This window comes from Cytobacillus sp. FSL K6-0265, assembly GCF_038003465.1.
Lineage (GTDB): Bacteria > Bacillota > Bacilli > Bacillales > Cytobacillaceae > Cytobacillus > Cytobacillus stercorigallinarum.
Genome location: NZ_JBBOPE010000001.1, coordinates 2432321 through 2446382, shown reverse-complemented (window position 1 = coordinate 2446382; position 14062 = coordinate 2432321). Strand labels below are relative to the sequence as shown.

Annotated in this window: 16 protein-coding genes; 9 read left to right on the top strand and 7 right to left on the bottom strand. The window is 36.1% G+C overall.

Translation table 11 applies throughout. The features are described 5' to 3' along the window. Positions 1 to 39 precede the first annotated feature (39 nt). A complete protein-coding gene (trhA, locus tag MHH73_RS12440) occupies positions 40 to 687 on the bottom strand; it encodes a PAQR family membrane homeostasis protein TrhA (protein WP_445662543.1) in 648 nt (215 codons plus the stop codon). A 132-nt stretch (positions 688 to 819) separates the two neighbouring features. Here trhA and MHH73_RS12435 point away from each other — a divergent pair, with 132 nt between their 5' ends. Next, positions 820 to 1389 carry a DUF1836 domain-containing protein gene (locus MHH73_RS12435; protein WP_225230610.1) on the top strand — a complete coding sequence of 190 codons (570 nt, stop codon included), beginning with the start codon at positions 820 to 822 and terminating at the stop codon, positions 1387 to 1389. 405 nt (positions 1390 to 1794) lie between these two features. On the opposite strand, the gene MHH73_RS12430 is transcribed toward MHH73_RS12435, so the two are convergent. The 5 genes from MHH73_RS12430 to MHH73_RS12410 all read right to left on the bottom strand — a co-directional run bounded on the left by MHH73_RS12430 (position 1795) and on the right by MHH73_RS12410 (position 6992). Then, positions 1795 to 2802 (bottom strand): LLM class flavin-dependent oxidoreductase, encoded by a 1008-nt coding sequence (locus tag MHH73_RS12430; protein ID WP_341067153.1) that lies wholly within the window; start codon positions 2800 to 2802, stop codon positions 1795 to 1797. A gap of 230 nt (positions 2803 to 3032) precedes the next feature. Next, positions 3033 to 4163: a CAP domain-containing protein gene (locus tag MHH73_RS12425; RefSeq protein ID WP_341067150.1), complete on the bottom strand. Its 1131-nt coding sequence runs from the start codon at positions 4161 to 4163 to the stop codon at positions 3033 to 3035. A gap of 316 nt (positions 4164 to 4479) precedes the next feature. Further along, positions 4480 to 4644 (bottom strand): hypothetical protein, encoded by a 165-nt coding sequence (locus MHH73_RS12420; protein WP_191814342.1) that lies wholly within the window; start codon positions 4642 to 4644, stop codon positions 4480 to 4482. Positions 4645 to 4690: 46 nt separating this feature from the next. Continuing rightward, the gene (locus MHH73_RS12415) at positions 4691 to 5638 is read right to left on the bottom strand and encodes a MerR family transcriptional regulator (protein ID WP_191814340.1); all 948 of its coding nucleotides are present in this window, start codon (positions 5636 to 5638) and stop codon (positions 4691 to 4693) included. Positions 5639 to 5927: 289 nt separating this feature from the next. Then, complete coding sequence (locus MHH73_RS12410) at positions 5928 to 6992, bottom strand: AbrB family transcriptional regulator (protein ID WP_341067146.1); 1065 nt, start codon at positions 6990 to 6992, stop codon at positions 5928 to 5930. A 122-nt stretch (positions 6993 to 7114) separates the two neighbouring features. On the opposite strand from MHH73_RS12410, the gene MHH73_RS12405 reads away from it, so the two are divergent. Continuing rightward, positions 7115 to 7840, top strand: coding sequence for an AAA family ATPase (locus MHH73_RS12405; protein ID WP_341067143.1), 726 nt, complete (start codon positions 7115 to 7117; stop codon positions 7838 to 7840). A gap of 94 nt (positions 7841 to 7934) precedes the next feature. Further along, positions 7935 to 9296: a hypothetical protein gene (locus tag MHH73_RS12400; RefSeq protein ID WP_341067140.1), complete on the top strand. Its 1362-nt coding sequence runs from the start codon at positions 7935 to 7937 to the stop codon at positions 9294 to 9296. A 5-nt stretch (positions 9297 to 9301) separates the two neighbouring features. Here the strand turns inward: MHH73_RS12400 and MHH73_RS12395 are convergent, their stop codons facing one another. Beyond that, on the bottom strand, positions 9302 to 10075 hold the full coding sequence (locus MHH73_RS12395; RefSeq protein ID WP_341067138.1) for a methyltransferase domain-containing protein: 774 nt from the start codon (positions 10073 to 10075) through the stop codon (positions 9302 to 9304). 202 nt (positions 10076 to 10277) lie between these two features. Here MHH73_RS12395 and MHH73_RS12390 point away from each other — a divergent pair, with 202 nt between their 5' ends. The 6 genes from MHH73_RS12390 to MHH73_RS12365 all read left to right on the top strand — a co-directional run bounded on the left by MHH73_RS12390 (position 10278) and on the right by MHH73_RS12365 (position 14058). Further along, positions 10278 to 10658: an XdhC family protein gene (locus MHH73_RS12390; protein ID WP_341067136.1), complete on the top strand. Its 381-nt coding sequence runs from the start codon at positions 10278 to 10280 to the stop codon at positions 10656 to 10658. Continuing rightward, positions 10633 to 11430 (top strand): XdhC family protein, encoded by a 798-nt coding sequence (locus MHH73_RS12385; RefSeq protein ID WP_191814329.1) that lies wholly within the window; start codon positions 10633 to 10635, stop codon positions 11428 to 11430. The genes MHH73_RS12390 and MHH73_RS12385 overlap by 26 nt, the downstream gene beginning before the upstream one ends. Beyond that, positions 11402 to 12031 (top strand): nucleotidyltransferase family protein, encoded by a 630-nt coding sequence (locus MHH73_RS12380; protein ID WP_341067131.1) that lies wholly within the window; start codon positions 11402 to 11404, stop codon positions 12029 to 12031. The genes MHH73_RS12385 and MHH73_RS12380 overlap by 29 nt, the downstream gene beginning before the upstream one ends. A 199-nt stretch (positions 12032 to 12230) precedes the next feature. Next, the gene (locus MHH73_RS12375) at positions 12231 to 12680 is read left to right on the top strand and encodes an SRPBCC family protein (protein ID WP_191814325.1); all 450 of its coding nucleotides are present in this window, start codon (positions 12231 to 12233) and stop codon (positions 12678 to 12680) included. Between the two features lie 18 nt (positions 12681 to 12698). After that, positions 12699 to 13592, top strand: coding sequence for an FAD binding domain-containing protein (locus tag MHH73_RS12370; RefSeq protein WP_341067127.1), 894 nt, complete (start codon positions 12699 to 12701; stop codon positions 13590 to 13592). Position 13593: 1 nt separating this feature from the next. Further along, entirely contained in the window at positions 13594 to 14058 is a 465-nt protein-coding gene (locus MHH73_RS12365; RefSeq protein WP_318245483.1) for a (2Fe-2S)-binding protein, read from the top strand. Positions 14059 to 14062: the final 4 nt, after the last annotated feature.

Here is a 14062-nt window from a genome sequence, read left to right as displayed (position 1 = left end):
TAGCCCTCTCTTTTTAAATCCGTTGCAATGTTCATCTAATTAAAGAACATAAACATATACGCTAATAAAGTGACAAAGCGTACCTAATAAGATAAAGATATGAAAAATCTCATGAAACCCCATATGTTTAAATTCCATAAATTTAGGTTTGACCGCATAAATAACGCCACCAATTGTATAAAAGACGCCTCCTTGAATTAACCATATGAGCCCTGCTGTACTCAATGCTTCACTTAATGGGAGGAAGGCGATGATGATAACCCAACCGAGCATAATATACAAAAAGGTAGATAACCATCTAGGACAACTAAACCAGACCATTTTAAATAATACACCAAGAATGGATGTCGTTAAAACGAAAGCAAATAAACTGATCCCTAATACGCCATCAAGTGCTATTAAACAGAAAGGTGCATAAGAACCAGCAATTAAGATGAAAATCATGGAATGGTCAATTTTTCTCAAGAAAGCAATAACTGTTTCTTTTGCTATCACCCCATGATAGGTGGAGGAAGCAAGATAAAGTAACATCATACTAATGCCGAAAAAAGTAACGGAGAATATGGCAATATTTGTTCCGTTATGTAATGATGCTTTGATGATTAGTGCCAGTAAACCAATAAATGACAATATCGCGCCAACGAAATGAGTTAAGCTATTGATGGGTTCTCTTATAAACGACATGATAACACCCCTAGTAATATTATAAGTAGTTTTTAATACTACATATAATATTACTACTAACTATAATATATAGTCAACATTTACATTCTTTGTGATAGGATGTATGATAATAAGAAAAATAATGAGGGATGAATGATGGAAAAACAAGAAAGAATCAGACAAGGAAAGCCTATTCGCATGGAAGATATTCCTTCTATCGCTTTATATATGGATCAAGTTATACAACTATTTGAACAAAACTACCATTCTTATAAACGAAATGAAGATGAGAAGATTTTAACAAAAACAATGATTAATAATTATGCCAAAGGAAAATTATTACCTCCCATTAAAAATAAACGCTACAGTAAAGAACATATATTAACGATGAGCCTTATTTATCAATTGAAAGGCATTTTATCAATACAGGACATTAAAACAACGTTAGACAGTCTAAATCAGGAAGTGCAAAGAGATAAGGGGAATATAGAAGACGTTTATGAAATGTATGTAGACATGATAAATGAGAATGAAGAACAATTTAATGAAAATATTGAATGGATGGAGCAATCGATTGCTCAAAACTACAATGAAAAATTCCCCCAACCTAACAATGAAATGAAAGAGGTATTAATGATTAACTCATTGGTCCATATGAGCAACCTTTATCGCCGCTTAGCTGAAGCAAAAATTGACTCACTTTCTAAAGTAGAAGATAAGAAGTGAATCAAGTCTTTCACTAGTTAGCGTGTTTCGTTTATACCGAACAAGGCTGATGGTAGTGAAATTTGATAGGCAATGAAGTGAGAAGGAAATAACTAGAGTTTGCTTAGAAAAAGTGTCCGGAAGGGAGATGTGCTGCGGGAAAAGCTGAGGAATGGGGGGTGCTTGTGCAATTTGTAGAGTTGTATAGCAAAAATCATCATTCATAATATACATACTTAACGAAAGTGTACCACCAAGAAGAGAAAGTGAAAAATAATAAAAGAGGGATGAGGAAGGGTGCTTCGTACCTCATCCCTGCAACGCAGATTCCTAAGTGCTATCCGCGTTTTAAAAAGAACAAAGGCTTCGAAAGCAAACAGGTAACTAGATTTCAAGTAGTTTGTTTGCTTTCGATAATCAAAGTTCTTAAGCATTTATTTCTTTCATTACATCTGCCACATGCTGATAAGATGCTTTTCTTTTATCATGGTCATAGATTTGACCATTGACGATAATCTCATTTGCTCCGGTTTCGCCAAGGAATATTTCGAGCTTCTCTTTCACTGTCTCGGGACCACCAATAATAGAAGAACCTAATTGTTGTTGTAATAATTGTTTCTCAACAGGTGTCCAAACTTCGTCCATATTCTCAATAGGAGGCAACATCTTTCCACGTTTATTACGCATCATACCTAAGAAAGTTTGGTAAAGAGAACTTGCAAGGTATTGTCCTTCTTCGTCTGTTTCCCCTGCAATGATATTCACCCCAACCATTACATAAGGTTCTTTTAATACATCAGATGGTTTAAAGCTCCGGTGGTATAAATCAATTGCTGGTAGTGTATTGTCTGGTGAAAAATGGCTAGCAAAAGAGAATGGTAAACCTAACTGACCAGCTAGTTGCGCACTATAACCACTTGAACCGAGTAACCATATTGGAATATTCAAGCCTTCCCCTGGAACCGCTCTAACTGGTAATGGCTGTTCAGAGCGGGAAGGATCAAAATAAGTTCTCAATTCTTCCACTTGTTGAGGGAAATCTTCGGCATCTGTTCGTCGTGTTCTTCTTAATGCCGCCGCAGTAAGTTGATCAGTACCTGGCGCACGACCTAAGCCTAAATCAATTCTTCCTGGGTAAAGTGTTTCGAGCGTACCAAATTGTTCAGCAATCACTAAAGAAGAGTGATTCGGTAACATAATGCCCCCAGATCCTACTCGAATCGTATTGGTTGCGCGGGCAATATCACTAATGACAATTGATGTCGCTGAACTAGCAATACCCGGCATATTATGGTGTTCGGCCAACCAATATCTCGTATAACCTAACTTTTCTACATGTTTGGCTAAATCACGCGAGTTCGCTAATGACTCACTAGGTGTCCCACCTTCAAGAACTGGTGCTAAATCTAAAACAGAATATTTTATCGTTGACATCGTTTTCAGCTACTTTCTTTTTAGTATCTGTACATATTGTAGCAACTTCTCTTACATGAATGAAATTATCTGCTTTTATAATGAATCATCCGGTCATTAAAAATGTAACCTGGTACGATCATTAAGGCAAAAACTCATTTAAACTTTTGGCAGTAGGGACTTTGGAAGTGAATAGATATGTTAAATGGTTTGTTGCATGAAAAAGGGCATGCCAGAGCATTCCTGCATGCTTATCTTTTCGTATAAAAATTTTCTGTGAAATAAGGCTGATTATCGTCATTAAATGCCACACCAACACCAAGAAGTTGGTAATCTTCTTTAAGAATGTTTTTCCTATGTCCAGCAGAATTCATCAAGCCTTCATGGGCAAAAATACTACTAAATTGGCCATAGGCCAAGTTTTCGCCCGCTGTTCGGAACAGAATATCATCAGCATTCATCCGGTCAAATGGCGATTCACCTTTTAAGTTATCATGACCAAAATAATTATTAACAGCCATATCAGCACTATGATCTCTAGCTGTTTGTCTTACGGGATCATCCCAAGTAAGTGTAGGTAAACGATAATTAACGCGCTCAGCATTTGTTAAATCAAATAACTGGAATTCAAAACCTTCCTTTAAATCTGCACTTTTTTCACCATAGAAGCCAACCTTTTTAAGTTCTAGCTCTTTAGAAATTAATTGAATAGCTGTTACTTGGTTATTTTCATGAATATCATAGAAAACCGTTAAATAACTATCATCGACTTCATAAAGTGCATAATTATTATCGGTTGCATATTGATAGTTGGTTATACCTTTCCGAATAGAGCTTATCGGTTCCCCAAATATCTTTGTTACTTCGTCTTTTGTCATATTCATTTGAAAGCCATTTTTAGAAGTAATTAAATCTTGATTCGTATAGATGCCATTAATTAAATCATTCTCATCGTAAGAAATCATGATGAAATGATGATAATTATCATGATAAGTATGCCATTTACTACCATATTCATTTAATGTAATTCTTTGAGGGGATCCTAATGTATTCTCAACTTCAGTTTTCTCCTCCCCGATTTCAAAATTATAGACTGAAACTGTTTGATTATCAGGTTCAGATAATGTGGGCTTCTCGACTGATTCATCTTCCTCTGCAGAATAGTCATTAGGTGAAGGCTGAATCCATTGTTCAAAATTTATTATCATTTGATTAAAAGCATTAACAGCTTCTTCTGTAAAGCCTTGAACATCTTTTTCTTCAATAGATGATTGAATTTGTTTCAAGTGTTCGTTGGTCTTATCCCCAAGAGCTTCACTAATTGACGGCCAACTTATATAAATAAGCAAACATATTAAGAAAAATATACTAATCTTTTTCAAAATAGAATTCCTTTCTAACCTTGATACTACTCTTTATTGCCTAAATTATAGTCTCGTTAAACATAGGTAACAACTCATTCGACTTATCCATAATTCTCCATAAGGATATATTTCCTATTATTTACAGAATAACATAATCTGTTTAGGAAAATATAGTTTCTTTTAAAGAAAACGATAGTAGGAAAAGTCATTGAATGGAGAGATGATCATACTGAATACATGGGGGCGTTTTAGGAGAATAACATAAGAATGAAGAAAAAGAGTATTAACGTTTATTATAAGTTAATACTCTTTTAGAGGGTATTATCAGGTGTAATTAGTCTTTAAGCATTTGCATTTTGTGTTCAAATTTTTCTAACTTTCTTTTTAACATCTCCATTTTCGATTCGAGTTCATCTAGGCGAAAATCTACACGATGATGATTATTGTCCATTGTAACTAATAATTCATCCACATTATGCGCTTTTTGCTGATTTTTCATTTGATAAAAACCCCTTTATATTGAGGGGATACTCGCCCCTACAAATTTATTTTTTCCACTTTTGCCACCATTTCTTTTCTTGCTTACTCGCTGCTGCATCCCGGAAAGACAGCATCATATCTTGGAATGCGTCTTCTCGTTCGCGTAATCGATGTAAATATTCTTCATGTTCTTTTCTCATTGTTTCGACATAAATATCGCGATCGGCATTCATACTTTCTTTTAATTCATTTATTTCATTGCTAAACTCTGTACCTGTTAATTCTTGAGAGCTAGAAATATAATGAATCATTGTTTTGAACTCTTCAGAGGATGCTTCTGAAGATTCGGTTATTTTGTTCGTGATATAGTGCATTTGGTCTGTCGTTCGCTTCGACTGCTTCGCAACTCTTTTTGACAAGGTTTCGAGTGCTCCGGAGCTTTGTTTTGAAGCATGTTTCCATTCGTCAGTCATTTCTTGAATTTCTGCTTTCGTCTTTTCGTTGGATTTATAGATGGAGTCAGAAATCGTTTTAACTGTATGAAGCGAATTTTTGGAAAGCTCCATTTTCATTTCGTCTACAACTTCTTTTTTAAAGCTCGTGTTTAATTCTTGCTTGATCTCTTGTAATAAATGATCTTGGAATTGTGTCATGACCATAGATAGCTGTTCGATATTGAGTGGGTGATGATCTTGCTTAGTTGTTGCTTCATGTAGTATAGGATTCAATGAAGTTTCTAGGGGGCTCTCTTGTTGATCTGTCATAGCATTTGAATCAAGATGTTGTTTCAGTAATCTGCGAATCATTTTTTGACTTAAATTTTGATTACGCATTTTTTTAACGGTATCTAGTAAGCTAATTTCTTCATCTGTATAATATCTTGCCCCATTTTTAGAGCGGGGAATCACTAATATATCCTTTAAATCTTTTTCCCACTGTCTTAAGGTTCCCGGCGGAATGTTTAACTGTTTAGATACTTCATTAATGGTATATGCTTGCATAATTTGATTCATGAATAACTCCCTTTCATCATAGTGTAATTTTTCATGTTTCGGAAGGGGATTCCGAACTACATAATAAATTCCGTATAATTAGCTATTCCGCATCATAACCCGTCTTTTCCTGCCGGCTGACAAAAGATATCAAAACAAGACGTTATTCCACAAATGTAGTCACTTTATAACGAAATTGACTATTTCGACAATAAATTTTGTAGATAAAAATGAGATGAGTAAGGAATAGGTAAAATGAACGATAAAGAGAATAGATCATTTAGTATAGGTAAAAAGGGTTACCAACTGGTCACCCTTTTTCTTTTCTATATCGCGAAAATAGAAGTTTTAAACAAGGTGGTACAATAAAGAAGATAAAAAATACCCGAAATAGTTGATAGCCGGTTACAACAGCTAATTGTGCATCGACTTCATGGGCAATAATAGCCATTTGATCCATTCCGCCAGGTGATAAACTTAAGAAGCTTGTTGCGAGAGAAAACCCATAAAATTGACTAAGAAGAAAGCTGAGCATCATGGAGATGACGATTAATAAAGCGCTGCTAAATATTCCTAAGCTTAATAATTTCCATTTGTTTTCAAGCTTTTCTGGATGCATCATGAGTCCAATGTTAATGCCAATAAAAACTTGTGCAATCTCTAGTAAGCTGTTAGGTAATTCTGGACCATTAATATGGAGCAATGTCATGAGACTTGTCGCAATAATAGGGCCGAGTAGAAACGGGGTGGGTGCTTTCCATTTTTTAAATATTATAACTAAGATAAGTGATAGAATAATAAATGGAATTATGTCAGGAAATAATTGCTGCCAACTAGCCGGCTTTTCAATAGTTGGCAAGATGTTCTCACCATTATGAAAGAACGGACCAAAAATGAGAAAAGGGACAAAAAAGATAATAAGTATTAATCGCACGACTTGTAAGAAAGTAACAACAGTCACATTAATATCTTTTGTTTCTTCAGCTAATACGAGCATTTGTGACAAACCACCAGGAATACTACCAAGCAATATCGATGGATAATGGATACCAGTCAATTTTGCTATTAATAATGAAGTGATTAAACTAAACCCAATAATAAGTACTGTTAAAAATAGCATGGAGGGTAGTTGGTGCAAGATGAACACCATCGCCTCTTTTGTTAATGAAAGACCCATACTGTAGCCAATAATAAAAATCCCGATGTTTCTAAACGATTTTGGCCAGTACAACGTCTTCTTTGATATGATAGAATATAGCATAATACTTGTTATGGATCCTAATAACCAACTTACTGGTATATGAAGTAGGGTGAAGACGCCCCCTCCTGCTAAAGCGATAATAACTGCTAGCAATAATGAATAGCTTTTGTTCATATGCAGACCTTCTTTTTCTTATGAGAAAGTTCGATTCTGGAAAGATATGTTTATCATACCATAGACAATGGCATATTTTCAGTAAATGATCAATGGGACATTAGGAAACAGGAGGAGAGACAATGCTAAAAAAAATAAAGAAAATGAGTAATAGTCATGAAAATACCTATCCTTTATCCATTCCTACGATTGCATCAATGGATGAAATTCAATTTAAGTCACCTGTAACATTCTTTGTAGGTGATAATGGTTCTGGCAAGTCAACCTTACTAGAAGCCGTTGCCCACCACTGTGGTTTTAATGTGGCTGGAGGGAATAGAAGTAATCGTTATGATTTACATGCATCCGAATCTTCTTTAGCTCCCCATATTAGGCTTTCTTGGATGCCGAAGTTAACAAATGGCTTTTTCTTAAGAGCCGAATCTTTTTATCAGTTTTCTACACATATTGATGAATTAGAACGGGAATGCCCAACAGGTTATAGTGGATACGGAGGAAAGTCATTACATGAACAATCGCATGGCGAATCGTTTCTATCACTCTTTCTCAATCGGTTTGATGGAGAGGGTATTTATTTGTTAGATGAGCCGGAAGCGGCACTATCGCCTGCAAGGCAGCTAGCTTTCCTAAGAATCATGCATGACATCGTCTCGACGGAGGAGAGCCAATTAATCATTGCCACTCATTCCCCGATACTACTAGGCTTTCCTGGCGCAACAATCCTAAATTTCGATAAAGGTAGAATTGCTGAAACAACCTACGAAGAAACAGATCATTACCAAATAACGAGATACTTCTTGGAAAATAGAGAGCGATATTTACATGAAATATTTAAAGAAGAAGACTAATCTAGCCTTGCTGTAAAGGCACGGATTAGTCTTTTTTAGTGCTTTCTAATAAGAATTCATCAAAGATTTGGCGTTGTGTGTTTATGGAAAATGGTTGATTGAGGCAGATAGAAGGAAAGTAGATGTTATGAGCAATGGAAACGAGGCTGATAGAAGAAATTTAGTAGTTATGAGCAGTGCAAACAATGAAAGCGATGCAAATAGAAAAAATCTAGCAGTTATGAGCAATGGAAACAATGAAAGCGATGCAAATAGAAGGAATCCAGCAGTGATGAGCACCGCAAACAATGGAAACGCGGCAATTAGGAGGAATCTAGCAGTTATGAGCAATGCAAACAAAGAAAATGAGTCAAATAGGAGGAGTCTAGCAGTTATGAACAACGCAAACAAAGAAAACGATGCAAATAGAAGGAATCCAGCAGTGATGAGCAGTACAAACAATGGAAACGAGTCAAATAGGAGGAGTCTAGCAGTTATGAGCAATGCAAATAAAGAAAACGAAGCAAATAGAAGGAATCCAACAGTTATGAGCAATGGAAACAATGAAAGCGAAGCAAATAGAAGGAATCAAGCAGTTATGAGCACCGCAAACAATGAAAGCGAAGCAAATAGAAGGAGTCTAGCAGTTATGAGCAATGCAAACAATGGAAACGCGGCAAATAGAAGGAATCCAGCAGTAATGAGCAACGCAAACAATGAAAACGAGGCAAATAGAAGGAGTCTAGCAGTGATGAGCAATGCAAACAATGGAAACGCGGCAAATAGAAGGAATCCAACAGATATGAGCAATGGAAACAATGAAAGCGAGGCAAATAGAAGGAGTCTAGCAGTGATGAGCAATGCAAATAAAGAAAACGAAGCAAATAGAAGGAATCCAGTAGTGATGAGCAGTGCAAACAATGAAAAGGAGGCAAATAGAAAAAATCTAGCAATTATGAGCAATGGAAATAATGAAAGCGATGAGAATAGAAGAAATCCAACAGTTATGAGCAATGGAAACAATGAAAGCGAAGCAAATAGAAGGAATCAAGCAGTTATGAGCAATGGAAACAATGAAAGCGAAGCAAATAGAAGGAATCAAGCAGTTATGAGCAATGCAAATAAAGAAAGCGAAGCAAATAGAAGGAATCAAGCAGTTATAAGCAATGCAAACAATGAAAGCGAAGCAAATAGAAGAAATCCAACAGTTATGAGCACCGCAAACAATGAAAGCGAGGCAAATGAAAGAAATCTAGCAGTGATGAGCAATGGAAACAATGAAAGTGAAGCAAATAAAAGAGACCCCACAGTAATGAGCACCGCAAACGAAATAATCATGATAAATAAAACCCATCCAAACGCAAAACGAAGAATCTTACTTACCCCTGTGAGAACAAAATCTATATACCTGCAATATTTTTTTCAAATGTACCAATATTTACTCTACATAATGTCTTCAAAGAACCTAGAATTGTAAGGGATTTACACATGTACTATTGTTATATATCGTTCATAGGTGAGAGGTAAGCCTTTTGCTGTTTGGTGTTTCTTGAAAATGTTAGTGATTTCTCGTAAATCGGAGTTAACTATTTGATAAATTTCTTTTTTTTGTCCAAAGCAACGATAGTGGATGAGATCAAGGGGGGTATGTAAATATTCAATCGTATGAAACGGGTGAATTTTAAACTTCTTGAAATTAGTCTTTGTGAAGATTTCTGTGAGATGTTGTTCAATTGGTATGGTATGTTGGTTGTCTGGAAAAAGGTGAGGAAACCAGGTTGATAGCTCTTTTCCTTCATTTTCACCAGGGTGCAAACCTAAAATGAGCCCTCCTTCTTTTACATAATGAGGTAATTGTTGATAGATGGATGTGGGTCCTTTACGCGTAATCGCGAGATCAAAGAATGCTGGTTTAAAAGGAAGTTCATTTTTTGAATGAGCAATAATAAATGTAGTGTTATCAGGCTTTGTTTTCGTTGCTGTATGAATAAATTGGATAGAAGAATCCGCCCCAATCATTTGCTTGGCATATAAAGCATATTTTTTTGTGAATCGCCCATCCCCGCAGCCAAAATCAAGGGTAACTTTATCTTTTGTGTGTAGACAGACGAGTTGATCAAATATATTTTCTGCTATAGGTGAATCAATAGTAGATTGCCAAGGATATTTGTATGCTTCTCCGTTCTTGCTTATTTGCCTATACCATTCGGGAGAGTGAGGAAAAAGCCAATAAGTAGATAACGTAGGGTTCTTCAAATGAATACCTTCTATGTGTATTTTGGATAATAAAAAGTCAAAAATCATAAAAAGTAATCTATTGTAAATTTTCTAAAAATTTAATTGACATTGTCAAGAAGGAACGCTTATATTATTCTATATCGGAAACTTCGTTTTATAGGTAAAACATTCCATTTCCTACTTATACTATTAAATATATACCCATTGGAGAGTGATGTCGATGATGAATGAACAGCTACAAGTAATTAGCGCAATACAAAAATGCAAAGCTGAGAAGCTTCCTTGTGCTCTGGCAACGGTGATTAAAGTAAAAGGATCGGCTTATCGAAAAGAAGGGGCAAAAATGCTAATCGATGCGGATGGAGGTACTGTCGGATTAATATCGGGAGGTTGTTTAGAGGCAGATGTAGCGGAAGTAGCAAAGGAAGTAATAAAAACAAAAACTCCAATTATTAAAACGTATCATTTAGATGAAGAAGAAGTATGGGGTTTAGGTCTTGGCTGTCCAGGAACGGTTTATATCTATATTGAACCATTAATGTATACACCACAAAATATTGAAGAGGTGGATGAATGTGCAAAAGCAATTGCTGCCTTTTGATGCTTGGCTAGAAGCTATTGATCAACAACAGCCTGCTGTATTAATGACAATTACAGAAGCTAGTTCGTCACAAAAAAATAAACGGGTTTGCTATCTAGAAAATCAACCCTCTATTGGATCATTTCATGACCAAGTGTTGGAAGCGGCGGCGAAATCCATTGCTCAAGAAAAGTTAGGACAATCCAACCCGAAACCAGAAAGTTTGTTGTTACAAGATGAGAATAAATTAGATGTAGGCGTATTTTTTGATGTGTTTGTTCCATCGCCTACTTTGATGGTGTTTGGTGCAGGACATGATGCGATACCTGTTGTTAAATATGCAGCAGAATGCGGGATGAAGACGATTGTCGTTGATCAAAGAAGTCTATATAACAATGAAGAAAGGTTTCCTCATGCCGAGAGAATAATAGCTAGACCAGAGAATTTCACAGAATGTATTCGTCTCACAAATCGTACATATATTGTCGTTATGAATCATCATATTGAAAAAGATAAGCAGACATTAAAATTTGCCCTATCTTCACAGGCTCCTTATATTGGCGTCTTAGGACCGAAATCACGACGTATCAAAATCCTCGATCAGCTATATTTGGAAGGGTGTCATTTCACGAATCAAGACTTACAAAGAATACATAGTCCAATTGGTCTTGATATTGGAGCCGTATCCTCTGAGGAGATTGCCATTAGTATTGTTGCTGAAGTAATTGCCGTTAGAACAAGACATAAAGGGGGTTTTCTACAAGGTGCGGAATTTATACACCAATCACCATAAGCGTCCGATTAAAGCCATTATTCTTGCAGCTGGATTATCCACGCGAATGGGGCGGACAAAACAGTTGCTACCATTTAAAGGGACAACAATGCTTCAATATGTAATTGAACAAGTATTAAAGTTACATTGTAAAGAAGTGATTGCAGTTATTGGGCATGATGCGGTTACCATTATGGAAGAAATCAAGATAAGCGATCCTTCCTTTTCTTGGCTCATAAATGAGGATTATGCCAATGGTCAATCCTCTTCACTGTACAAGGGACTTTCCAAAGTGGTTTTTCCAGAGGAAGATGCACTCGTTTTTTTAGGAGATACCCCCTTTATAGAAAAGAAAACAAGTGAAATGATTATTGAGAGAGGTCAGTACATAGCGAGAGAAAAAAATCATCCATTTACTATAAGACCATTATATAATCAAACGGCTGGCCATCCTGTCTATTTTGCAAATATCAGTAATACGATGATTCAATCGATTCAACAACAAAGTGGAAAGAACTTTATTCGCACCATCCCATATAAAGAAGAAATAGCAGTGAATGACCGCGGTATTTTATTAGATATTGATACAAGGCAAAGATATGAAAAGCTAGTTGATTTTTAAATAATAATATGGTTTTACTAATAAAACCAAAAAGAGATTATTTATATAAATATAGATTTTTATATGCATTTATGTTTTATATGAGAAACTGTATTTAATTAATGAAACAAAAACGTCTGTATTCCATTGACAAAATTTTTTGAAAAAATTAATATTGTTACTATTAGCACAATTTTAAAAGTGTAAAGGGGAGAAAATGATGATCTTATCAGGTCAAGCGAAAATGAAAAAAAATAATAAAGATGTTTGGGATGCTCTGCATAATCCTCAAATATTAGAAAAAGCCATCCCAGGATGCAAAAGTCTAATTTTAAAAGAGGATGGAACCTATGATGTTGAGATGAAATTGGGCATTGCTTCAGTTAAAGGAGATTACAAGGGAAATGTAAAACTTGAAGACATCGAAGCACCTATACACTATCAATTAATTGCAGAAGGCAGTGGAAAGCCAGGATTTGTTAAGGCAAAAATGGATTGCTATATTACGGCAGTTGACGAAGAAAAGTGTGAAGTGAAATGGGAATGTGATGCAGAAGTCGGCGGCATGATTGCAGGTGTAGGAAGCAGGGTAATGAGCGGTGTTGCGAAATTTATTGCTGGGAACTTCTTTAAAGATGTTGAGAAACAAATCAATTTACAAAAAGCGTAACGAAAGGGTGGCAGATGAATGAAACCATCAAAGTTTAAATATTTAAAACCGTCAAGTGTTGAGGAGGCATTAACTTATCTAGAAGAATACGGAGATGATTGTAAAATCATTTCTGGCGGTCAAAGTTTAATACCTGTATTGAATATGAGATTATCCACCCCTGAGTTTTTAATCGATGTGAGCGGAATAAAAGAATTAAATTATATTCGTGAAGAAGATGGATATATTGCCATTGGTGCACTGACAAGGCATGTGGAAGTGGAAAATTCACAATTAATTAAAGAAAAATGTCCGCTGCTTATTGACGCAATCAAGTGGGTGGGTCATAAACAAATTCGCAATCGTGGGACAATTGGTGGCAGTATTGCTCATGGTGATCCTTCGGCAGAATTACCGTGTGTATTGACGACATTAAGAGGAGAGATTGTGATTGCCTCAGTTGATGAAGAAGAAGTTGTCGGTCCTGAAGACTTCTTTCTCACTTATCTCCTGACCGCATTACAAACAAATCAATTAGTGAAAGAAGTCCGCTTTCCAATTATGACTCAAGGAGAGAGAGTGGGGCATTCTTTTGTAGAAGTAGCGAGGAGACATGGCGATTTTGGCTTAGCAATCGCTGCAGCAGTAATTGAACTTGATAATCAAGGACTCATTCAAAAGGCACAACTAGCCGTTGGTGGAGTCAATCCTGTTCCACTTGTAGTAGAAGAAGCAGAGGAATTATTAATAGGAAAGAAAGTATCGGAAGCTTTATTAAAAGAAGTCGCTGAATTAACGAGTGATTGTGTGGACCCAGAAGGCGATTTGCATGGAAGTGCGGATTATCGCAGGGAACTTATTGGTACGCTATTAAAACGTGCAATAGAAGAAGCAACAGCTAGAGCATGGGAAGGAGAAGAGAAGGTTGGATAAAGTGAAAATATCTTTAATTGTAAATGGTGAAAAAGTGGAAAGAGATATAGAGCCTAGGCTCTTATTAACTGACTTCTTAAGAGAAGAATTATTTTTAACAGGCACACATGTTGGATGTGAGCATGGGGTATGCGGGGCTTGCACTATACTATTGAACGGGGAAGCGGTGCGAGGCTGTTTAATGCTAGCTGTTCAAGCGGATGGGGCTACGATTGAAACGGTTGAATCACTTGTGGGTGAGGATGGTCAATTAAATCCTCTTCAACAAGCATTTACGGATTGTCATTCCCTTCAATGTGGATTTTGCACACCAGGCTTCTTAATGACATTAACGCAATTTACGAAAGAAAATCCAAATCCGTCTGAAGAAGAAATTAGGGAAGCGATTTCAGGAAATCTTTGCCGATGTACAGGCTATGCCAATATTGTTAAAGCAGTAAAGCAAGTCACACACCAAACGCTATAAAAAA

Coding starts and splice junctions, on each gene's coding strand:
- MHH73_RS12435 (WP_225230610.1), top strand. CDS start 820: ATGGAAAAACAAGAAAGAATCAGACAAGGAAAGCCTATTCGCATGGAA.
- MHH73_RS12430 (WP_341067153.1), bottom strand. CDS start 2,802: ATGTCAACGATAAAATATTCTGTTTTAGATTTAGCACCAGTTCTTGAA.
- MHH73_RS12420 (WP_191814342.1), bottom strand. CDS start 4,644: ATGAAAAATCAGCAAAAAGCGCATAATGTGGATGAATTATTAGTTACA.
- MHH73_RS12415 (WP_191814340.1), bottom strand. CDS start 5,638: ATGAATCAAATTATGCAAGCATATACCATTAATGAAGTATCTAAACAG.
- MHH73_RS12410 (WP_341067146.1), bottom strand. CDS start 6,992: ATGAACAAAAGCTATTCATTATTGCTAGCAGTTATTATCGCTTTAGCA.
- MHH73_RS12405 (WP_341067143.1), top strand. CDS start 7,115: ATGCTAAAAAAAATAAAGAAAATGAGTAATAGTCATGAAAATACCTAT.
- MHH73_RS12390 (WP_341067136.1), top strand. CDS start 10,278: ATGATGAATGAACAGCTACAAGTAATTAGCGCAATACAAAAATGCAAA.
- MHH73_RS12375 (WP_191814325.1), top strand. CDS start 12,231: ATGATCTTATCAGGTCAAGCGAAAATGAAAAAAAATAATAAAGATGTT.
- MHH73_RS12370 (WP_341067127.1), top strand. CDS start 12,699: ATGAAACCATCAAAGTTTAAATATTTAAAACCGTCAAGTGTTGAGGAG.